General features: G+C 44.6%; 17 protein-coding genes. 9 read left to right on the top strand and 8 right to left on the bottom strand.

Annotation, left to right across the window (positions count from 1 at the left end):
* Positions 1-77: 77 nt before the first annotated feature.
* The 8 genes from ppc (at position 78) to A3756_RS24705 (ending at position 9,273) form a co-directional block, all read left to right on the top strand.
* Positions 78-2,753 carry a phosphoenolpyruvate carboxylase gene (ppc, locus tag A3756_RS24740; protein ID WP_082865488.1) on the top strand — a complete coding sequence of 892 codons (2,676 nt, stop codon included), beginning with the start codon at positions 78-80 and terminating at the stop codon, positions 2,751-2,753.
* 178 nt (positions 2,754-2,931) lie between these two features.
* Positions 2,932-4,353, top strand: coding sequence for an aminoacyl-tRNA deacylase and HDOD domain-containing protein (locus tag A3756_RS24735; RefSeq protein ID WP_068554957.1), 1,422 nt, complete (start codon positions 2,932-2,934; stop codon positions 4,351-4,353).
* Between the two features lie 360 nt (positions 4,354-4,713).
* Positions 4,714-5,370 carry an adenylate kinase gene (adk, locus tag A3756_RS24730; protein WP_068514917.1) on the top strand — a complete coding sequence of 219 codons (657 nt, stop codon included), beginning with the start codon at positions 4,714-4,716 and terminating at the stop codon, positions 5,368-5,370.
* 75 nt (positions 5,371-5,445) lie between these two features.
* Positions 5,446-6,171, top strand: a complete 726-nt coding sequence (gene tsaB, locus A3756_RS24725) for a tRNA (adenosine(37)-N6)-threonylcarbamoyltransferase complex dimerization subunit type 1 TsaB (RefSeq protein WP_068514919.1) — start codon at positions 5,446-5,448, stop codon at positions 6,169-6,171.
* A 39-nt stretch (positions 6,172-6,210) separates the two neighbouring features.
* Positions 6,211-7,017 (top strand): undecaprenyl-diphosphate phosphatase, encoded by an 807-nt coding sequence (locus tag A3756_RS24720; RefSeq protein ID WP_068514922.1) that lies wholly within the window; start codon positions 6,211-6,213, stop codon positions 7,015-7,017.
* A 116-nt stretch (positions 7,018-7,133) separates the two neighbouring features.
* Complete coding sequence (locus tag A3756_RS24715; protein WP_068514925.1) at positions 7,134-7,454, top strand: hypothetical protein; 321 nt, start codon at positions 7,134-7,136, stop codon at positions 7,452-7,454.
* Positions 7,455-8,300: a class I SAM-dependent methyltransferase gene (locus A3756_RS24710; RefSeq protein ID WP_068514927.1), complete on the top strand. Its 846-nt coding sequence runs from the start codon at positions 7,455-7,457 to the stop codon at positions 8,298-8,300.
* A 61-nt stretch (positions 8,301-8,361) separates the two neighbouring features.
* Complete coding sequence (locus A3756_RS24705; protein WP_082865487.1) at positions 8,362-9,273, top strand: lysophospholipid acyltransferase family protein; 912 nt, start codon at positions 8,362-8,364, stop codon at positions 9,271-9,273.
* A gap of 6 nt (positions 9,274-9,279) precedes the next feature.
* Here the strand turns inward: A3756_RS24705 and A3756_RS24700 are convergent, their stop codons facing one another.
* Complete coding sequence (locus A3756_RS24700; RefSeq protein WP_068554955.1) at positions 9,280-10,182, bottom strand: LysR substrate-binding domain-containing protein; 903 nt, start codon at positions 10,180-10,182, stop codon at positions 9,280-9,282.
* Positions 10,183-10,303: 121 nt separating this feature from the next.
* Between A3756_RS24700 and A3756_RS24695 the strand changes: the two genes are divergently transcribed.
* A complete protein-coding gene (locus A3756_RS24695) occupies positions 10,304-11,077 on the top strand; it encodes a ferredoxin--NADP reductase (protein ID WP_068514934.1) in 774 nt (257 codons plus the stop codon).
* Positions 11,078-11,117: 40 nt separating this feature from the next.
* On the opposite strand, the gene A3756_RS24690 is transcribed toward A3756_RS24695, so the two are convergent.
* The 7 genes from A3756_RS24690 to A3756_RS24660 all read right to left on the bottom strand — a co-directional run.
* Positions 11,118-12,647 carry a SpoVR family protein gene (locus A3756_RS24690; protein WP_068514938.1) on the bottom strand — a complete coding sequence of 510 codons (1,530 nt, stop codon included), beginning with the start codon at positions 12,645-12,647 and terminating at the stop codon, positions 11,118-11,120.
* Positions 12,644-13,918, bottom strand: a complete 1,275-nt coding sequence (locus tag A3756_RS24685) for a YeaH/YhbH family protein (RefSeq protein WP_304438939.1) — start codon at positions 13,916-13,918, stop codon at positions 12,644-12,646. The genes A3756_RS24690 and A3756_RS24685 overlap by 4 nt, the downstream gene beginning before the upstream one ends.
* A gap of 113 nt (positions 13,919-14,031) precedes the next feature.
* Complete coding sequence (locus tag A3756_RS24680) at positions 14,032-15,954, bottom strand: PrkA family serine protein kinase (protein WP_068514944.1); 1,923 nt, start codon at positions 15,952-15,954, stop codon at positions 14,032-14,034.
* A gap of 351 nt (positions 15,955-16,305) precedes the next feature.
* Positions 16,306-17,175, bottom strand: a complete 870-nt coding sequence (gene metF, locus A3756_RS24675) for a methylenetetrahydrofolate reductase [NAD(P)H] (RefSeq protein ID WP_068514947.1) — start codon at positions 17,173-17,175, stop codon at positions 16,306-16,308.
* A gap of 63 nt (positions 17,176-17,238) precedes the next feature.
* Positions 17,239-18,618 (bottom strand): adenosylhomocysteinase, encoded by a 1,380-nt coding sequence (gene ahcY / locus A3756_RS24670; protein ID WP_068514950.1) that lies wholly within the window; start codon positions 18,616-18,618, stop codon positions 17,239-17,241.
* Between the two features lie 102 nt (positions 18,619-18,720).
* Entirely contained in the window at positions 18,721-19,932 is a 1,212-nt protein-coding gene (gene metK / locus A3756_RS24665) for a methionine adenosyltransferase (protein ID WP_068514953.1), read from the bottom strand.
* A gap of 18 nt (positions 19,933-19,950) precedes the next feature.
* On the bottom strand, positions 19,951-20,751 hold an 801-nt coding region (locus A3756_RS24660), incomplete at its 5' end, for a class I SAM-dependent methyltransferase (RefSeq protein ID WP_068554953.1).

Raw genomic sequence — 20,751 nt, 5'->3', positions numbered from 1 at the left:
AGGATTGGCTTGTAGTCACGAGCTTGTGATCAGCTTGCTTGCTAGCCTTGATAATCAAACACATTTGGAAAAGGTATATGTCAGAATTACACCCTTCTTTACGAGAAAATGTCCGTTTGCTTGGTGAGTTGTTAGGGCAGAATATTGAAGAACACCTTGGTTCGGAGTTTGTGGCGAAGTTGGAAGCCATTAGGGCTGCGGCAAAGCAGGATCGTGAAGCTGATGCGGGGGATGCGCATCCAGAACTTGTTCGTTTGCTTCAGGACCTGGGGGACGATGAGATGTTATTTGTTGCTCGAGCGTTTAACCAGTTTCTTAACCTGGCAAATATTGCTGAGCAGTATCATGGGGTAAGACGGAATCGCACCGATAGAGAAGACGGTTTGGAAACCTTTGACCAACTGCTGGACCGTTTGAAGGCCTCAGGTACCAAAGAAGAAGACTTGGCAAGCTTGCTTGAAGATATGAATATAGAGTTCGTATTGACGGCTCACCCCACTGAGGTTACACGTAGAACCTTGATACTTAAGTATGAAGCCATTACTGAGTGCTTATCTGAGCTGGATCGTTCCGATCTTAATGATTTAGAGCAGAAGCGTATTTGTGAACGTTTGAATCGCTTGGTTTGTGAAGCGTGGCATTCAGACGAGATTCGTCAGGTCAGGCCTTCGGCCGTCGACGAAGCAAAGTGGGGCTTTGCAGTAATAGAGAACAGTTTATGGACCGCCTTACCCGAGTTCTTACGTGAGTTTGATGCAGCGGTTAGCGATAAATTTGGTATTCAACTACCCCCACAGTTTTCACCCATTCGCTTTGCTTCGTGGATGGGGGGGGATCGCGATGGTAACCCAAACGTTACGGCAGAGTTGACGCAAGAGGTCCTGAGTCTGAGCCGTTGGATGGCAGCAGATTTGTATTTGAGAGATATTCGTGACTTGCTGAATGAGTTGTCAATGTGGAACTGTTCTCTGGAATTGAGGCAAGAGGCTGATCGAATATTGCAAGGGCAGGAGCGAAATCAGAATGAACCCTACCGCGTGATACTGGCTGACCTGCGTCGTCGACTGCAAAACACTAGGGAATGGGCGGCGCGAAAGGCAAGCGGTGAAGATGTAGAGCAATTAGATATACTCAGGGAAAATTCTGAATTGATGCAACCTTTATTGATGTGCTTCAATTCTTTGAAAGAAACGGGTCTTGATTCCGTGGCAAATGGCCTGTTGCTCGATACCATTAGGCGAGTACAGTGTTTCGGTCTGGAATTAGTAAAGCTGGATATTCGTCAGGATTCCGAGCGTCATCTCGAAGTGATGTCCGAACTTACCCAGCACTTGGGTATGGGGGATTTTGCGCAATGGAGCGAGCAGCAGAAACAGTCCTTTCTTATTAAAGAACTGTCCAGTAATCGGCCGCTTTTACCTCGTTCCTGGCCCGCCAGTGATAATGTGCGAGAAGTGTTGGCTACGTGTGACGTGGTTGCTTCTCAGCCTGAGTCAGCGTTGGGTTCATACGTTATTTCCATGGCCAGCACACCTTCCGATGTATTGACTGTCATCCTACTTTTACGGGAGTCGGGCATTCAGTTCCCTATGCGCGTTGTGCCTTTATTTGAGACCCTTGACGATTTGTCCGGGGCGAAGGAGGCTATTGATAGCTTATTATCAGTACCTTGGTATCAGGAGTACTGTAAAGGGCATCAAGAGGTAATGATTGGCTACTCTGATTCTGCTAAGGATGCAGGTCAGATGACAGCCGCTTGGGCTCAATATCAGGGGCAGGAAAGTCTGGTTGAGGTTGCACAAAAACATGGTGTTAAGCTGACTTTGTTTCACGGTCGCGGCGGCACGGTTGGTCGCGGTGGTGGCCCAGCGAATAGGGCGATTCTTTCTCAACCTCCTGGTTCGGTAGCTGGCTCTTTCCGTATCACGGAGCAAGGCGAAATGATTCGCTTTAAGTTCGGGATTCCAAGTGTTGCCAAACAGAGTTTAAAGCTATATCTGAATGCAGTTGTTGAAGCGAGCTTGTTGCCGCCTCCAAAGCCTAAGCAAGAGTGGCGAGAGCTGATGAATAAGATGACTGGCGTTGCCCTGGCTTCCTATCGCCAGATAGTAAGAGAGCATCCTGAGTTTGTTTCTTATTTCCGCTCGGTGACCCCTGAGCAAGAATTGGGCAAGCTAGCTTTAGGTAGTCGGCCTGCAAGGCGAAAAGCGACCGGTGGTGTTGAAAGTTTAAGGGCAATACCGTGGATTTTTGCCTGGACGCAGATACGGCTTATGCTGCCGGCATGGTTGGGTAGCGATGAGGCCTTGGCGAGCGTTCTAGAGTCTGATAAGGCAGAGACCCTAGATGAAATGTTTATCCAGTGGCCCTTCTTTAATACTCATATTGATATGTTAGAAATGGTTGTTGCCAAAGGTGATCCGCGGATCGCGCGTTACTATGACCAGCTGCTGGTATCTGATGACTTGAAGCCTTTAGGGCGTTCGCTTCGCCATCGCTTTTTGGATGTAGTTAAGCTGGTTAATAAAGTTAAAAAGCAAGGGGCGCTTCAGGAAAATCATCCCCAGCTACAAGGTTCTTTAAATGTTAGGAACCCTTATACTGATCCGTTACATTATTTGCAGGCGGAGCTGTTGAGGCGTGACCGTTTAGCCGAGCGAAGCTCTGAAGGTAAGCAAGAGCGTGATTTAGTTGAAACAGCTTTAAAAGTAACGATGGCCGGTATCGCTGCTGGAATTCGAAATACGGGCTAGTTCAGCTCTTGTGTTTGAATCGACTGCGTAAGCGTTTGCAACGAAGTTCTTAAAAACGTAAGCGTGTGAAGTGGTGTAGAGTTATTTTTGCGGATAGCTCTACACTCGGTAAGTATTCCGTCACGGCGCCACCAAAAGTTCTTGCTCCGTTTATCAATTAATACTTAGGTAAATCATTGTGCCCATAGCTTCCAGACTAAACCAGTTTATCAATCACAAGGGATTGATCTGTCAGCAGATTCATCACGCTCGCAGTTTAAGTTTTGCACAAGCCCTGGAGCAGGCACAGGCGATTCCGGAAATGAGTGCAGTACCTGTTACTTTACTCGATGAGGAAGGCCCGGCGGTTGCGGTGATCCCCTTTGGCACAAAATTGGATATTGAATTAATTAATGACTCATTGGGTAGATCTTTTCAAATTTTAAGTGATGAAAACTCACGAAAGCTATTTAAGGATTGTGAAACCGGGATGTACCCGATTCTCGCAACTGCTTATGGTTTGCCGATTATTCTAGATACGAGTTTACTGGAACTGGAGTTTGTATTCTCTGCTAGTGGTTGCTCAAGCACCTTATTAAAGATTCCCGGTCCGTCTTTTCGTATGGCAATGAATGGCGCGATTAAGGCAAAAGTTTCTATTTGGCTTGCGGGTGAGGAGCCTAAGTCAGGATCGGGGCAGAAGGTTTCAAATTTGCCTCATAATGCGGGCTTGACCCTAGATGGCATTGCGAAGAAGTTAAGTCGTTTATATAAGTTACCACCAATGCCAGAAACTGCTATACGAATCATGCACCTGACCAGCGACCCCGATGCTGATGTATTTCAATTGGCTGAGGTGATAGAGCGAGATCCGAGTCTAGCCTCACAGGTGATGCGTTATGCCCGGTCAGCGTTGTTTTCTTATCGAGGCGAATTAACGTGTGTAAAAGATGCTGTGAATATCGTGCTAGGTTTTGATCGTGTATCTCAGCTATCGATGGGTTTAGCGGCAGGAAAAGCTTTCAATATACCTGCGCCAGGGCCCTTGGGTTTAAAATCATTTTGGCAGCATTCACTTTATAGTGCTGTGTTGGCTCAAGCCTTAGCTTTATTGGCCGATCCTGATATAGAGGTGAACGAGCGCGATGCTTATCTTGCCGGTTTGCTTCACAATTTTGGTATTTTATTAGTTGGTCATCTTTTTCCGCCAGAGTTCCAAATGCTCAATAAGCTTAGAGAGGCTGAGCCGGAGTTGAGCATGGCTGAAATCGAACAGCAGGTCTTTGGAATGGGGGGCGCGCAAGAGTTTATTGCTTTAGGGCATGCCTCTATTGGTGCAGTGTTACTAAAACTATGGGGAATGCCGGAATCAAGTATTACGGTAGCCGGTATGCACCAGAAAAAAGACTATCAAGGTAAGCACCAAAAGTATGTAGAATTAGTGCAGTTGGCTAATGCGCTATTGGCAGCGAAAGGGATTGGTGATGAGCCCGCTTTGCATGATTGTGAGAAATTAATGCAAGGTTTGGGTATACAGGAAGAGCAAGGGATGGCTTTATTGGATTCTTTACTCGAACAGTGCCAAAGCCTGGATGAGATGATTCGTCAGATGGCGGCATAATTATAAGATTAAGTCATTATTATACCTACTAGGTGTTATTCTATAGGGTGTTTTACCCTATCTATTCGGCTCAATTGAGCATATCTAGGTTCAGGCTTCCACTGTGTCCATCAAGTACGTATAATGCGGCGTTTCGAATTACATATGTGTGTCGAGCTTGCAGTCAGTATGAGAGCCTTGTTGAAGGGTTCTGTAGCTCGAAACATAAAAGAATAGATTAGCGACAGCTCGCTATACTTGAGCGAATTACTTAATACCCCTATACATGCTTGAGTTTTTATTGTGTGGCGCTAGTAGGCTGTCGTTAGAAATAGATTCAATTTTTATCATTAGCTTTAGAATATTGGGAGCAATCCGTATATGAAATTAATTTTGTTAGGCGCACCAGGTGCAGGCAAGGGTACACAAGCTCAGTTTATGACTGAGAAATATGGTATTCCGCAAATCTCTACCGGGGATATGTTGCGTGCGGCTGTAAAGGCGGGCTCACCACTAGGTTTGAAGGTTAAAGAAGTCATGGCATCTGGCGGCCTGGTTTCTGATGAAACAATCATTGAATTGATTGAAGAGCGCATTCAACAGGATGACTGTGAGAACGGTTTCTTATTTGATGGTTTTCCTCGTACGATTCCGCAAGCTGAAGCGCTTAAAAAGCAAAAAATCATGATTGATGCGGTTGTTGAAATTGACGTGCCTGACGAAGAAATTGTTAGCCGTCTAAGTGGTCGTCGCGTGCATGAAGCAAGTGGTCGCGTATATCATGTTGATTACAATCCACCGAAGGTAGCGGGTAAAGATGATGAAACTGGCGATGCCTTGGTTCAGCGTGAAGACGATCAGGAAGAAACCGTTCGTAAGCGCTTAGGTGTATATCATTCGCAAACGGCTCCTCTTGTTGAGTATTATTCGTCTTGGGCTGATACCGGCGCAGATGAATCACCAAAATATGTGAAGGTTGATGGTGTTGGTGATATGGCTCAGATCAAACAGCAAATTGTTGATGGTTTAGACGCATAAGATAGACACTTCCTTCATTGTTCACTGAAACGGGCCTCTTTTTTAAGGGGCCTGTTGTTATTTACGACCCTCTTTATGCCAAAAATTCTTGCTTTAGATACTTCTTCTGATAATTGCTCTGCAGCATTGTGGAGTGAGCAAACAATGTATCAGGTGTGCGAAAAAGCCCCTCGAAGTCATACTCAGTTAATTTTACCTATGGTGAAAGACTGTTTGGGCCACGGTAAGTTAAAAGCTAAAAATCTGGATGCGCTTGCTTTTGGTTGTGGGCCAGGTTCGTTCACGGGTATTCGTATCGCGACTGGTATCGCGCAAGGCTTGGCCTACGGAAGTGACTGTCATATCTATGCCATATCTAATATCCAAGCTCTAGCCCTACAAAGCTATTTGAAGTACGGTATTTCTCAAGTGCTTGTAGCAATTGATGCACGTATGGATGAGGTGTATTGGGCTTGCTGCAAAGTGGAGAAACAGAGCAACGGGAACGAGGATCCTTATTATCGGGTGGAGACTTTGGGTATTGAAAATGTGACTAAACCTGAATTAGTGAGCTTGCCTGACGCGATCACGGATGGGCCTATTATTGGTGTCGGTAGTGGCTTTGACTACTCTGAACGTTTCCCTTCGGATGTAAAAGGGCATTTGGATAGTTTTGATGCTGAGATGAGACCAGAGGCTCATGCTATTTGTCAGCTGGCTCGTTATGCGCATTTTAAAGGTGTAGCAGGGCTACTAGAAGACGCGATGCCATCCTATGTCAGAAATACGGTTACATGGAAAAAACTGCCGGGTAGAGCCTAAGTGCTACTCGCTATATGGATTGATAGTTAAGGATTAAAAATGACTTGGTTTGAAGCAGTTATATTGGCACTTGTTCAGGGCTTGACGGAGTTTCTACCCATATCGAGCTCCGCTCACCTGATTTTGCCTTCACAAGTTTTGGGCTGGGAAGATCAAGGCTTGGCTTTTGATGTAGCGGTTCACGTTGGCACCTTGATGGCGATAGTCATTTATTTTCGTAGAGAAGTGATTCAACTGAGTGGCGCATGGTTCAAGAGCGTGTCGTTTAAAGAGCAGTCTAATGATGGTCGCTTGGCCTGGTTGATTATTCTGGCAACGATACCCGCAGGTTTGGCTGGTTTCCTTCTTAATGACTTTATAAGTGAAAACTTGCGTTCCACTGCCGTGATCGCGACGACAACAATAATATTTGGGCTTGCTTTATACGCTTCTGATCACTTTGGTTCTCGTAAGCTTAGCCTTAAAGATATAGACGTTAAAGCGGCCTTAGTCATAGGTTTTAGCCAGGCGTTAGCCTTGATTCCGGGAACATCCCGTTCAGGCATCACTATGACAGCGGCCTTGTTAATTGGTTTCAGTCGTGATGCTGCGGCTAGGTACTCATTTCTGCTTTCTATTCCTCTCATCACGGCAGCAGGCCTGCTTAAAACAAAAGAGTTGCTAGAAACGGGAACGAATGACGACTGGTTCTTGGTGGCGCTTGGGACTGGTGTTGCTTTTGTGAGCGCTTATGCCTGTATTCATTTGTTTTTACAGTTTCTAGAGCGCATAGGTTTTACACCGTTTGTTATTTACCGTTTACTGCTCGGTTTAGTATTACTAGCCTTAATGGCTTTTTCTGGCTAAAATAGAAACAATATACGTCTTATTTTGGATGGGTCGACCTTAATAGCTACTTAGAAGTATTATTATGAGAGGCCCTAAATAAAACTTCAGTATGACTAATTAAACAGGAGGGCAGTATGGAGTTATCAAATTCGTTAATTGCTGCGCCGGTCATACCTGAAGGTTTAAAGAAACCCTCTCAAGAAAGACCTAACCCTCAGGATAATGCTGATAGCCGAAGTAATGAGGCTAGAGTTGATGTCCCTCGCCGAATTGCTGCCCCTGAAGATTTAGAGCGCAAAAGCAATGAATTACAACAGAGTCGCGTTCAACGCCTTGATGCTCTGGACTCTGCTCCTCTTAAAGCGCAGCAAGCGCTTTCTACATATCAGCAAACTGAAGAGGCGGGGCGAGCCTATGAAGAAGGTGAGTTGGTTGGTCTCGACTTATTTGTCTGAATGAATTTATCTGATTTATGTGTTTACGCTTGCAGTGAAGAAGAAAGTACCTTAGCTGCTGCGTTTGCAAGCCGTCACCAACTACCATTCCTGTCAGGGGCTCCTATAGAGCCTAAACGCAATCTTCCCGAGCCTGTTCAGGCTTTTTCTTATATGCTTTACTATTGCGACGGAACAGTCTCGATTCTGCAACTTGGTAAAGGTGCTCCGGGGCCGGTTAGTGCTTCCTTTTTTGGTGGAAAAACAGGGCATAGACTTAAGTTTGGTGGTGGCAGGGGGCAGATGATTGCCAAGGCCGTAGGGCTAAATAAAGGTGTTACGCCTAAGGTACTCGATGCAACAGCAGGGCTGGGTAGAGACGCATTTGTTTTAGCGTCATTGGGCTGTCAGGTGACCATGCTAGAGCGCTCACCACTTATTGCCGAGTTATTGCGCGCTGCTTTGGCAGAGGCGGGTCATGAAACTGCTCAGCGTTTTGAAGAAACGGAAGAGATAAAGTCGATCATTGAACGAATGTCCTTAGTGGAATCTGACGCGACGACTTGGATGAACTCTCAACCAGAGAAGCTTGCTGATGTCATTTACTTGGACCCAATGTATCCGCATCGAGAAAAGTCGTCTTTAGTCAAAAAGGAAATGCGGCTGTTTCAAACGCTTGTAGGAGAAGATCTGGATGATGAGGCTTTATTAGAGGCGGCATTGTCTAAGGCTCGTTATCGAGTGGTGGTAAAGCGGCCGCGCAAGGGCGATGCAATAAAAGGAATTAAGCCGTCCCTTCAGTTAGTGGGTAAGAGTTGTCGTTATGATGTATATACCTTGAAAAGAATTGAGGATTTGGCCGACTAAACCTTATACTTGTCCAAATCTTATTCCTTGTTCTGGCAAAGACAATAATAAAATAAGCGCTATGACTGAGAAAACACGCCCTCTGTGGCATCCAACATTATGGCCATCCTGGTTAATCGTTTTTATTCTATATTGCCTCGCTTGGCTGCCGATGAACAAAAAGCATCAGTATGCAGAAAGCCTTGGGCGTTTCGTTTATCGACGCATGAAAAACCGTGGCAAGGTGACCCGGCAGAATATAGAGCTGTGTTTCCCCGAGCTTAGCAGTGACAAGCAAAATGAGATAATTGAAGGCAGTTTTATTTCTACTGCTGAAGGCTTGATTGAGATGCTGCAACTTTGGTGGCGAGATGTTACTCCGTATCTTGATACGATGACGGTGATTGGTAAAGAGCACCTATTAGACGCGCAGAACCGCGGCACCGGTGTTTTGTTGATAGGAGGCCACTTCGGTGTTATCGATATGACCTTGCCCTTGGTTGGGACTCAGCTTAAGCGACCTGGCTATATGTATCGCCCAAATAACGACCCCGTAATAGACTGGATGATCGAAAGTGGGCGTAACCGTAACTTTGATATTCAAAGCTTCAGTAAGTATCAATTAAAAGAGATGCTCGAGTTTATCAAGGGGGGCGGTGAGGTTTGGTATGCTCCTGATCAGGATTTCGGTAAACGCTGTGACCTATTTGTTCCTTTCTTTGGTGTTAGTACGGGTTGTATCTCTACACCAAGTTGGATTGCGCGTGAAACGGGAGCGACTGTTTTGCATGTCGCACCGTTTAGGCTACCAAATGGTCAATATGAAGTCATTTTCTCACCCGTTTTTGAAGGTTTTGGTGAGGACCCGCAAAAGGATGCGCAGCTGTGGAATCAGGCGCTAGAGGCAGCAATTAAGCGTCATCCTGAACAATATCTATGGCAGCATAAGCGCTTCAAAACCCGTCCTGATGGAGAAGGGCCAGTTTATCAGTAGTTGCCGCTATGAATAGGTATTGTGGAGTTCTGCGTATTCAAAACAAAGCTCTAGCCAATTTCGTATGCCAGGGCTTAGGTATTTGTCCTTATGTGTGATGATATAAAATTTTCGTTTGAAATCTCTCTGTGGTGTTTTTAAGGCAATTAGCGATGAGCGTTTGAAAGCATCGTTTAAGGTAACTTTCGACAAACACCCAATCCCCATACCTGACTCTACTGCCCGTTTGATGGCTTCGGTATGTTGTAGTTCGAGTTCAATATTAAGCTCATGAAGCACTCCCTGCATTGCATTATCGAATGCTTGCCGTGTTCCTGAACCTGCCTCTCTCAGAATCCATTTTGCTTTGCTTAGCTGTTGGTCACTAACGTGTGAAAGCGTACTTAGCTCAGATTTCGGGTCGCAGAAGACCACTAACTCATCATCCATCCAAGGCCTAATGTTTAAGTCGGGATGAGACACCTCGCCTTCGATTAGGCCCACATCGAGCTCAAAGTTTGCGACTTGCTCGGTAATTTTAGTTGTGTTGCCAACGCTTAGTGCTGCTTTAGCGGTCGGGAATTTACCTTTGAACTCTGAAAGAATGTGAATAGCCAGGTAGTTACCGATAGATAACGTGGCGCCAATATTTAGGTCCGCGCTAAGCTGGTTCTGCTGTAAGCTCAGCTCCAGGCTTTTTGCTTGGTCAATCAGTGTTTCTGCCTGCTTTCGAATTAATCTTCCGAAATCATTGAGTTGTAAGCGTTTACCAGCCCGATCAAATAGTTTTATATCAAACTGGCTTTCAAGATTCTTGAGTGACTCACTCGCAGCGGATTGAGACATATTTAGCGCTTCGGCAGCTAAAGTAATATTTTGAAAGTTAGCGGTCGCAATGAATACTTCAATTTGCTTGAGTGAATACTTCAATGATAAAGCCTTAGTTTAATAAATCGGAAAAACCGAATAAATATATATAATAAACCTGTTTTACAGATATGTTAGTTGGGCGTATTGTTTCTGGCAAGTTAAATTCAATTGGAGAAATCGTATGTCTGGCTTTATGAAAGAAACTGTCACGAGTGTGAAGCATTGGAATGAAACATTGTTTAGCTTTACGACCAGTCGTGATCCGTCTTTTCGTTTTAAGAATGGCCACTTTATTATGATGGGGCTTGAACACGAAGGTAAGCCCTTGATGCGTGCCTACAGTATTGCCAGTGCAAATTATGAGGAAGAGCTGGAGTTCTTTAGTATTAAAGTACCTGATGGTCCGTTGACATCTAAGCTTCAGAAAATAGAAGTGGGGGACCAGATACTGTTGAGTAAAAAACCGACTGGCACCTTGATTGTTGATAACTTACTGCCTGGCAGAAACCTATATTTGATTAGTACCGGTACTGGCTTGGCGCCTTTTATGAGTATCATCAAGGATCCGGAAACCTATGAATTATATGATAAAGTAATTCTAACGCACGGTACGAGATTTGTTTCAGAGCTGGCCTATCAAGAGCAAATCAAAAAGGAGCTTCCGGAAAATGAGTTTTTTGGTGAGTTTATCAAAGACAAGCTTATTTATTACCCAACCGTGACACGTGATGAGTTTGAAACTCAAGGTCGAATTACCGATGCGCTGGAGAGTGGCAAGCTTGTTAAAGACTTAGGGCTACCAGAGTTAAACCTTGATGATGATCGTTTTATGATTTGTGGTAGCCCAAGTATGCTTAAAGATACTTGTCGTATACTTGATGATATGGGCTTTGTTGAAGCGCGTCAGGGGAATGCCGGGCATTACGTAATCGAAAGAGCTTTTGTCGAGAGTTAGCCCTAAATAATACTCACTAATTGACTTCGTCTTCAGGCGGCTACGTGATGGGAGGGCAGTGATATTCATCTACTGTCAGCCCTTCTTCAACACTAAATAAATGAACGTCAAACCCCCACAAACGATGTATGTGCTTGAGTACTTCGTCTGTACTTTTACCCAAGGGGACTCGGCTGTTTGGTGTGTGCCTAAGGGTCAGTGATCGATCTCCTCTTAAATCAACATTCCACACCTGAATATCTGGTTCGCGCATACTCAGGTTATATTGCTGAGAGAGCTTTTCTCTAACATATCGATAACCTTGCTCATCATGTATTCCAGTTACTTCATAATGACTCTGCTGGTCATCATCACGAATTGCGAAGAGTTTTAAGTCCCGAATTACCTTAGGTGAAAGGAACTGTAGGATAAAGCTTTCATCTTTAAAGTTTCGCATGGCAAAATCGAGTGTTTCCAGCCAGTCTGTGCCCGCGATATCTGGGAACCATTGTCGATCTTCATCCGTAGGTTGTTGGCAGATACGTTTGATATCCTGAAACATGGCAAAACCAAGCGTATAAGGGTTGATGCCGCTGTACCATTGGCTATCAAAGGGAGGTTGATAGACCACCGCTGTGTGTGATTTTAAGAACTCGATAATAAAGCCTTCATTCACCAAACCTTTGTCATACATCGTATTCATGATGGTGTAGTGCCAAAAGCTTGCCCAACCCTCATTCATTACCTGAGTTTGTCTTTGCGGGTAGAAATACTGGGCAATTTTTCTCACGATACGTAGTACTTCCCGTTGCCATGGGGCAAGCATGGGGGCATTCTTCTCAAAGAAATAAAGCAGATTCTCCTGCGGTTCTTCAGGGTAGCGTTGATCTTTCTCGGCTTCTTCTTTGTCGCCGCTGACAGGAATGGTTCTCCACAGCTCATTAACTTGCTGCTGCAGATGGAACTCGCGCTCTTCTTGTCGTTTCAATTCTTCTTCAGCTGATATAGGAGCAGGGCGCTTATAACGGTCAACACCGTAATTCATTACTGCGTGGCAGGAGTCTAGAAAGGTTTCTACGGTATCGACGCCATAACGGCCTTCACACTTTGCAATATAGTTTTTGGCGAACAGAAGGTAGTCTATTATTGCGCTGGCATCGGTCCAGGTGCGGAACAGGTAGTTGCCTTTGAAAAAAGAGTTATGACCATATGATGCATGCGCGATGACTAAGGCCTGCATCATCAAGGTATTCTCTTCCATCAAGTAAGCGATACATGGGTTAGAGTTAATAACGATCTCATAGGCGAGCCCCATTTGGCCGCGCTTATAACCTTTTTCGTTTTGTAGGAACTGTTTCCCGTAAGACCAGTGATAATAGCCTAGAGGCATACCGACCGAGGAATAGGCATCGAGCATTTGCTCAGAGCTAATCACTTCAATTTGGTTAGGGTAGGTGTCTAGCTTATATTCTTTTGCTATGTCTGAAATGGCATCATCAAAGCGTTCTAGCTGTTCAAATGACCATTCCGAGCCAGTCGCAATATAACTCTTTTTACGCTCTTCATTTTGTTTGTTGTCTTTATCTGTCATGCCGGCTTCCTCTGAAATAATTCGTGGAAGACAGGGTAGATGTCACTCTCGTCTTTAATGTTTTGCATGGCGAAAGAGTCCTCAAACTCCTTAGCCAGTTTTTCATATTCATGCCACAGCATTTGATGATCTAGCTTAGTAATCTCAATGTAAGCAAAATATTGCACGAGAGGTAGAATATCGTCTTTCAAGAGCCTCGAGCACTTGGGTGAGTCATCGCTCCAGTTGTCACCATCGGAGGCTTGTGCGCAGTATATATTCCAGTCTGACGCAGGGTAACGCTTGTGGATGATTTCTCTAGTTAACTCCAATGCGCTAGAAACGATGGTCCCGCCTGTTTCCCGTGAATAGAAGAACTCCTCCTCGTCCACTTCCTTAGCGCTGGTATGGTGGCGAATAAAAACAACCTCAATTTTTTGATAATTTCGTTTTAGAAACATATAGAGCAAAATATAAAAACGTTTGGCGATGTCTTTATGCATGTGAGTCATGGAGCCCGAAACATCCATTAAGCAAAACATAACGGCGCTGGTGCTTGGGACGGGTTGCTTTATATGTTGGTTAAAGCGTAAGTCGAACTCATCAATCCAGGGGATGTTTTTGATTCGTTTTTTAAGCTTTGTGAGTTCTTCTTTTATCTCTTTGATTCGGGCATGTTGAATATCGTCTTCAGGGTCTAGCTTTTTAAGCTGCTCCTCTAATTCTTTTATTTTTTCTCGTGACTTGCCTGTGAGGGCTAGCCTTCTTCCATAGGCCTTTCTGAGAGAACGTACGATATTAATTTTTGAGGGATTGCCGGTATTGGTAAAACCTGCTCTTAGGTATTTATATGAGGTGGTATCCTTCAGCTGTTTTTTGACCAGGTTGGGTAGCTCCAGGTCTTCAAACATAAAGTCGAGAAACTCTTCCTGAGATATCTGAAAGACGAACTCGTCCATGCCTTCACCAGAGTCGCTCGCTTCTCCTTCACCCGCACCGCCTCCGCCGGCTCCACCAGGTGGTCTGGGGAGTTGGTCTCCGGTATTGAATTCTTTATTCCCGGGGTTAACTGCCTCGCGCACGCCACCTTGTCCGGAATTAAAAACCGGCTCGTCGAGGTCTTTGCTCGGGATGCTGATTTTTTCGCCGCGCTCCATATCGGTAATGCTGCGTTTTCCAACTGCATCGGAAACCGCTTTTTTGATATGTTCGCGATAACGGCGAAGAAAGCGCTCACGATTCACTGCGCTTTTATTCTTGCCATTAAGTCGGCGATCAATGATGTGACTGATACCCATAATACATCCTGGTTTCGGCGTGGCTCGGGGTGACCATGGCTATGGTTTAATGGTGCACCTTCTGGCTAAATCTATTGTATGGAAGAAGGGTTTAAACCCTTCTTCTGCTACTGTGATTTACGGACGCGTAAGTACCATTCCGCGAGTAAGCGAACCTGTTTCTTGGTATAACCGCGTTCAACCATACGCTCTACAAATTGCTCGTGTTTGTCTTTATCCTCATTTGAACTTTTTGCATTAAATGAAATGACAGGAAGTAAGTCTTCGGTATTTGAAAACATCTTCTTCTCGATGACAGATCGAAGTTTTTCATAACTCTGCCAGGAGGGGTTCTGCCCATTGTTGTTGGCACGTGCACGCAACATGAAATTAACAATTTCGTTACGGAAGTCTTTAGGGTTGCTGATGCCTGCTGGCTTTTCGATTTTCTCTAACTCTTCGTTGATAGCGGCCCGGTCAAATATCTCACCGGTTTCCGGGTCTCGATATTCCTGGTCCTGTATCCAAAAATCGGCGTAGGTAACATAACGATCAAATATATTCTGGCCATACTCTGAATAGGATTCTAGGTAGGCGGTCTGGATTTCCTTGCCAATAAACTCAACGTAATTGGGAGCAAGAAACTCCTTAATAAAACGCAAATAACTGTCAGCCGCTTCCTGTGGAAATTGCTCCTGTTCAATCTGCTTCTCTAATACATAAAGTAGATGTACAGGGTTTGCCGCAACTTCAGAAGTATCAAAGTTAAATACCTTGGATAGTATCTTGAAGGCAAAGCGGGTGGATAAACCATCCATGCCTTCGTTTACCCCGGCATTGTCCTTATATTCCTGAATCGATTTGGCTTTGGGGTCTGTGTCCTTAATGTTCTGGCCGTCATAAACTTTCATCTTCGAAAATATGCTGGAGTTTTCAGGTTCCCTTAACCTGGAAAGAACGGAGAACTCCGCAAGCATAGTCAGCGTATCAGGGGCACAAGGTGCTTGATTTAAGGAGCTATTCTTAAGTAGCTTATCGTATATTTTTATCTCTTCAGTTACCTTGAGGCAATAGGGAACTTTAACGATTGATATACGGTCCAGAAAGGCCTCGTTATTCTTATTGTTTCTAAAAGACTGCCATTCAGACTCGTTTGAGTGGGCAAGGATTACGCCTTCAAACGGAATGGCGCTCATACCCTCTGTCGAATTGTAATTACCTTCCTGGGTTGCAGTAAGTAGTGGGTGCAATACTTTAATGGGGGCTTTAAACATCTCTACAAACTCAAGAATACCTTGGTTAGCAAGACATAGACCGCCGCTGAAACTGTAGGCATCTGGGTCATCTTGCGAGTACTCTTCGAGCATTCGGATATTCACTTTACCGACTAATGAAGAGATATCCTGATTGTTTTCATCTCCGGGCTCGGTCTTAGCGACGGCTATCTGATCCAGAATTGAAGGCCAGATTTTTACTACCCTAAATTTGCTGATATCGCCGCCGAATTCGTGGAGCCGCTTAACCGCCCATGGAGACATAATGCTTCCCAAATAGCGATTTGCGATACCGTACTCTTTTTCGAGGATATCTGCATCTTCATCTGGGTCGAATAAGGATAGGGGGCTTTCATTTACGGGTGAGCCCTTGATGGCATAGAAGGGGGCTTTCTGCATCAGAGCTTTTAACTTTTCTGCTAATGATGACTTACCGCCCCCCACAGGACCTAATAGATAAAGTATTTGTTTCTTCTCTTCCAAACCCTGGGCTGCATGCTTGAAAAAAGAGACAATTTGCTCGACACATTCCTCCATGCCATAGAAATCTTTAAACTCGGGGTAATGCTTAATGACTTTGTTGGAGAAAATTCGGCTGAGACGAGGATCTTTGGAGGTATCGATGAGCTCAGGTTCACCAATCGCAATAAGCATGCGCTCGGCAGCGGTTGCGTAAGCGCTCGGATCGTTCTTACAGATTTCCAGGTATTCTTCCAGACTAAACTCTTCCTGCTGAGTCAGTTCGTATCTAGACTGGTAATGACTAAAAATACTCATAAGGCCCCCTAAAGGAAATATTTACCGCTCGAGCGGTATTACTTTACATATGTTCAGTATCCTGCTGCGTGTCTCTACATTACGATTAGTGAGTGCTAGGGAGATAACAAAACTGATCGCCGAAGTCATAGTCACAAGGTCGCAATATTTTTTAACTGGTTAATATTTGTTCTATGAGTCTAGACCAAATGGCTAAAGTTTTCTTTACTTGGAAGAAAATTTAAATGAATTGTCACAAAACATGACAATATAGAACTTAAGAAAGGGAGCAGCTAGCCGGTCAGGATAAACGATATATTTTTATGCCTGACCACCAGCAGAAGGGCTTAACGAAAATAAGATGAAAGCAGTTTAAAAGCGAATTTTTTCCTCGTCACTTAGGCCAAGATTGTCCCAAACTTTTAAGTTTGGTTCGGCTTGATTAAGTGTATAAAAATGTAGACCCGGAGCGCCAGCTTTTAACAACTGCTCACACATTTGACTTACCACTTCTTCACCAAACTTCTGAATGCTAACAGTATCATCGCCATAAGCTTCGAGCTGTTTTTTGATCCAGCGTGGAATTTCAGCACCGCACATGTCGCTAAAGCGAACCAAGCTGCTGTAGTTCGTGATAGGCATGATCCCAGGAACAATAGGAATATTGATGCCCATTTTTTCGCAGCGGTCTATAAAGTAGAAGTAGGAGTCTGCATTATAGAAATACTGTGTGATGGCACTGTTTGCCCCAGCGTCAACTTTCTTCTTAAAGTTAAGAAGGTCAGCTTCTGCAGAGGGTGCTTGTGGGTGAAACTCGGGGTAGGCCGCGACTTCAATGTTGAAGTGATCTCCGCTGTGCTTGCGGATAAACTCAACCAGCTCATTCGCATACTTTAACTCGCCGGCTGAACCCATTCCAGACGGTAGATCACCGCGCAAGGCAACGATTCTATTTACACCGTGCTCAATGTAATGATCAAGCAAAGAGGCGATGTTTTCAGTTGTAGAGCCAACGCATGAAAGGTGTGGGGCGGTTGATATGCCTTGGTCCTGTAGCTTTAACACTGTATCGATGGTGCGCTCTTGAGTAGAGCCCCCGGCACCATAGGTAACAGAAAAGAAATCGGGTTTGCGTCGAGCTAATTCATCTCTAACGACCTGCAACTTTTCCATACCAGCTTCAGTCTTTGGAGGAAAAAACTCAAAACTGAAGCGATGTTTAAATTGCTTTTGGCTGTGCATGATAATGTCTCTATTAAATTTGGATAGATGGAGGCGTGTATTGCGCTACGCCTCCACAGAGTATTAGTATTTGTATGATTCTGGCTTATATGGCCCATCAACATCCACGTTGATGTAGTCAGCTTGGTTCGTGGTCAATTGCGTGATGACACCACCAAAACCTTCAACCATGTCTTTAGCAACTTCTTCATCAAGTTTCTTTGGAAGTACTTTAACGTAGATGCTTTCCTTCTTCTCTGCTTCCATCAAGTTAGCGAATTTACGTTCATAAAGATAGATTTGGGCCAGTACCTGATTAGCGAATGAGCCATCCATAATTCGGCTAGGGTGACCCGTGGCATTACCCAGGTTAACCAAGCGACCTTCAGAAAGAAGAATCAAGTGATCATCAGCTCCCTTGTCACGATAAACCTTGTGAACCTGTGGCTTAATCTCGTCCCATTCCCAATTTTCACGCATATAAGCCGTGTCAATTTCATTATCGAAGTGGCCGATGTTACAAACAATAGCGCCATTCTTAAGTGTCTTAAGCATACTTGCATCACAGACATTGACGTTACCTGTCGTGGTAACAATCAGGTCGGTTGTTTCCATTAGTAGCTTGTTAATACCTTCTACAGAACCCGTGTTCACACCATCTAAATATGGTGAAACAACTTCAAAGCCATCCATGCAGGCTTGCATTGCACAGATTGGGTCGACTTCAGTAACTTTTACGATCATACCTTCCTGGCGCAATGAGGCAGCAGAGCCTTTGCCTACGTCGCCGTAGCCAATTACTAGTGCTTTTTTACCAGAGAGTAAGTGATCTGTACCACGTTTAATGGCATCATTTAATGAGTGGCGGCAGCCGTACTTATTATCGTTTTTGGATTTAGTTACAGCATCGTTAACGTTAATCGCTGGAACTTTTAGCTCACCTTTCGTCATCATTTCTAACAATCGGTGTACGCCTGTTGTTGTTTCTTCAGAAATACCGTGAATATCATTAAGCAGTGCAGGGTACTTGTTATGCACCATCTCAGTCAGGTCACCACCATCGTCAAGAATCATATTGGCATCCCAAACTTTGCTACCATCTTTTTCAGATAGTATGGTTTGCTCGATGCACCAAAGGAACTCTTCTTCTGTTTCACCTTTCCAGGCAAATACTGGAATACCCGCTGCTGCAATTGCCGCTGCTGCATGATCCTGAGTAGAGAAAATGTTACATGATGACCAGCGAACGTCAGCACCAAGGTCGACCAAAGTTTCGATTAGAACTGCTGTCTGGATTGTCATGTGGATACAACCCATGATTTTTGCACCAGCCAATGGTTGTGCTTCTTTATATTTTCTACGTAAAGCCATCAGTGCAGGCATTTCGCCTTCAGCGATTTGAATTTCTTTACGGCCCCAATCGGCTAGATTGATGTCGGCAACTTTATAATCTGTGAAGCTCATAATTATGTCCTGTCTTGTGGGCCGGATTGCTTTCCGGCCAACGTAATATTGAGTGCAGGCTGAAGTAGGTTCAGTCTGTCGTATTAGTAAAAATTACTGTCTTTAAACCTTTGCAGCTGCTTTCAAGGCATCGATCTTGTCAGTTTTTTCCCAGGTGAAAGCGGTGAAGGTCTTAGTTTTCTCTTCGCCGTTTTCCTTGTAACTATAGGTATGCTCAAAAGGTTCGCGTCCGAAATGTCCATAGGCAGCAGTAATTTGGTACATCGGATAAAGCAATTCTAGTTGATTCTGGATTGCATAAGGTCGAAGATCGAAAACTTCACGGATTATTTTCGCGAGCTCGATATCTGAAACTTTACCAGTTCCAAAAGTATTAACAGAAATAGAAGTTGGTTCAGCAACGCCGATAGCATAAGAAACCTGGATTTCACAACGATCAGCTAAACCCGCAGCAACGACGTTCTTGGCAACATAGCGGCCCATGTAAGCAGCAGAGCGGTCAACTTTTGAAGGGTCTTTTCCAGAGAATGCGCCGCCACCATGTCGTGCCATACCGCCGTAGGTATCAACGATAATCTTACGGCCTGTTAAGCCAGCATCACCGACTGGCCCACCAATTACAAAGTTGCCGGTTGGGTTGATGTGATACAAAGTATTGTCACTTAGCCACTCAGCAGGTAGAACAGGTTTGATAATGTTTTCTAATACTGCTTCACGCAAGTCTTCTAAAGAGATGCTAGGGTCGTGTTGCGTGGACAAAACCACAGCATCCACTTTTGGTGTTTCACCTTCGTAGTTGATGGTCACCTGAGACTTAGCATCTGGACGCAACCAGGGTAGTGTACCGTTCTGGCGAAGCTCAGATTGACGTTGTACCAATAGGTGTGCGTAATAAACGGGAGCGGGCATTAAGCTTGGTGTTTCATTTGTTGCGTAGCCGAACATTAGGCCTTGATCACCAGCACCCTGGTCTTCAGGTTTAGAGCGGTCAACTCCCATGTTGATATCGACTGACTGTTTACCTATGCCATTAAGTACCGCACACGTAGCGCCATCAAAGCCAACATCAGAGCTGTTATAGCCGATGCCAGTAATCACGTCTCGAACAATGTCTTCTAGGTCTACATAGCAGGAAGTAGTCACTTCTCCGGCAACAACGGCCATGCCGGTTTTAACTAGCGTTTCGACGGCAACACGGGCAAGTGGGTCGCGGGCAATGATAGCATCGAGTACTGCATCAGAGATCTGATCTGCAACCTTATCCGGGTGGCCTTCTGATACAGATTCAGAAGTAAATATACTGTATTCGCTCATAGTCGTTTCCTGCACAAATTAGTTAATACTGCTATTGATAGGTTTTATGAATTTTCGTAATTGAATTTGAAAGCCATTACGGAGGCCGATAAATGCATTTTTTTCTTCAATAAAGCCAGCACGTTCTGCCCAGCTAAGTAATTCTTGGGCTTCAAAGCCAAGCCAAAGGTCTCCACAGCTTTCACGAGCCCATTCCTGATTGTGGTGGGCTAAATCACAAATAACCAATGAACTGCCAGGCTTTAAAATTGCATAGACATCAATAAATATTTGAGCAGGGGCGGGAACATGATGTAAAACCATATTCATGACAGCTGCGTCTACTTGCGGCCTTTCGTTTTTGTTGCACAAGTTTTTATAGCTATGGGTATCGCCTAATTCAAAGGTAATGTTGTTCAAACCTTCACTTAGCGCAAAAGCACGCGCTTTATTTAGCATATCTTGAGAGTTATCGATGGCAATAACGGATTTATATGTCTCGCTAAGCGGGCGTAGAAAATGACCTTCTCCTGGCCCAAATTCAATAATGGTTTGTTCTGCTAGATTGGCGCGCTGCTCTTGCAGAAGAAGCTCAAAGCTTGCTTGCGCATATAAGCTATGTTTCGCAATAAGCTCTTGTTGTTCATGAAAGCGGTCTGCATTGCGCGAAAAAAATGCTTGCGATTGAACTGCACGTTGTTCCTGAATACATTTGATTTTGTCTTGTAGGCTTTGATCAAGCGGGCACTGGTCAACTAAGGAAAATAATTGTTCAGTAGTAGACTTTACTCGCTGTGAATCGAATGAGACTGGACGACGATAAAAGACGGCATTACCTTC

It is taken from the genome of Oleiphilus sp. HI0086 (assembly GCF_001635225.1).
This window is presented reverse-complemented; position numbering and strand designations above follow the sequence as displayed.

Coding starts and splice junctions, on each gene's coding strand:
- ppc (WP_082865488.1), top strand. CDS start 78: ATGTCAGAATTACACCCTTCTTTACGAGAAAATGTCCGTTTGCTTGGT.
- A3756_RS24710 (WP_068514927.1), top strand. CDS start 7,455: ATGAATTTATCTGATTTATGTGTTTACGCTTGCAGTGAAGAAGAAAGT.
- A3756_RS24690 (WP_068514938.1), bottom strand. CDS start 12,647: ATGACAGATAAAGACAACAAACAAAATGAAGAGCGTAAAAAGAGTTAT.
- adk (WP_068514917.1), top strand. CDS start 4,714: ATGAAATTAATTTTGTTAGGCGCACCAGGTGCAGGCAAGGGTACACAA.
- metF (WP_068514947.1), bottom strand. CDS start 17,175: ATGCACAGCCAAAAGCAATTTAAACATCGCTTCAGTTTTGAGTTTTTT.
- A3756_RS24720 (WP_068514922.1), top strand. CDS start 6,211: ATGACTTGGTTTGAAGCAGTTATATTGGCACTTGTTCAGGGCTTGACG.
- A3756_RS24705 (WP_082865487.1), top strand. CDS start 8,362: ATGACTGAGAAAACACGCCCTCTGTGGCATCCAACATTATGGCCATCC.
- metK (WP_068514953.1), bottom strand. CDS start 19,932: ATGAGCGAATACAGTATATTTACTTCTGAATCTGTATCAGAAGGCCAC.
- ahcY (WP_068514950.1), bottom strand. CDS start 18,618: ATGAGCTTCACAGATTATAAAGTTGCCGACATCAATCTAGCCGATTGG.
- tsaB (WP_068514919.1), top strand. CDS start 5,446: ATGCCAAAAATTCTTGCTTTAGATACTTCTTCTGATAATTGCTCTGCA.
- A3756_RS24715 (WP_068514925.1), top strand. CDS start 7,134: ATGGAGTTATCAAATTCGTTAATTGCTGCGCCGGTCATACCTGAAGGT.
- A3756_RS24695 (WP_068514934.1), top strand. CDS start 10,304: ATGTCTGGCTTTATGAAAGAAACTGTCACGAGTGTGAAGCATTGGAAT.
- A3756_RS24680 (WP_068514944.1), bottom strand. CDS start 15,954: ATGAGTATTTTTAGTCATTACCAGTCTAGATACGAACTGACTCAGCAG.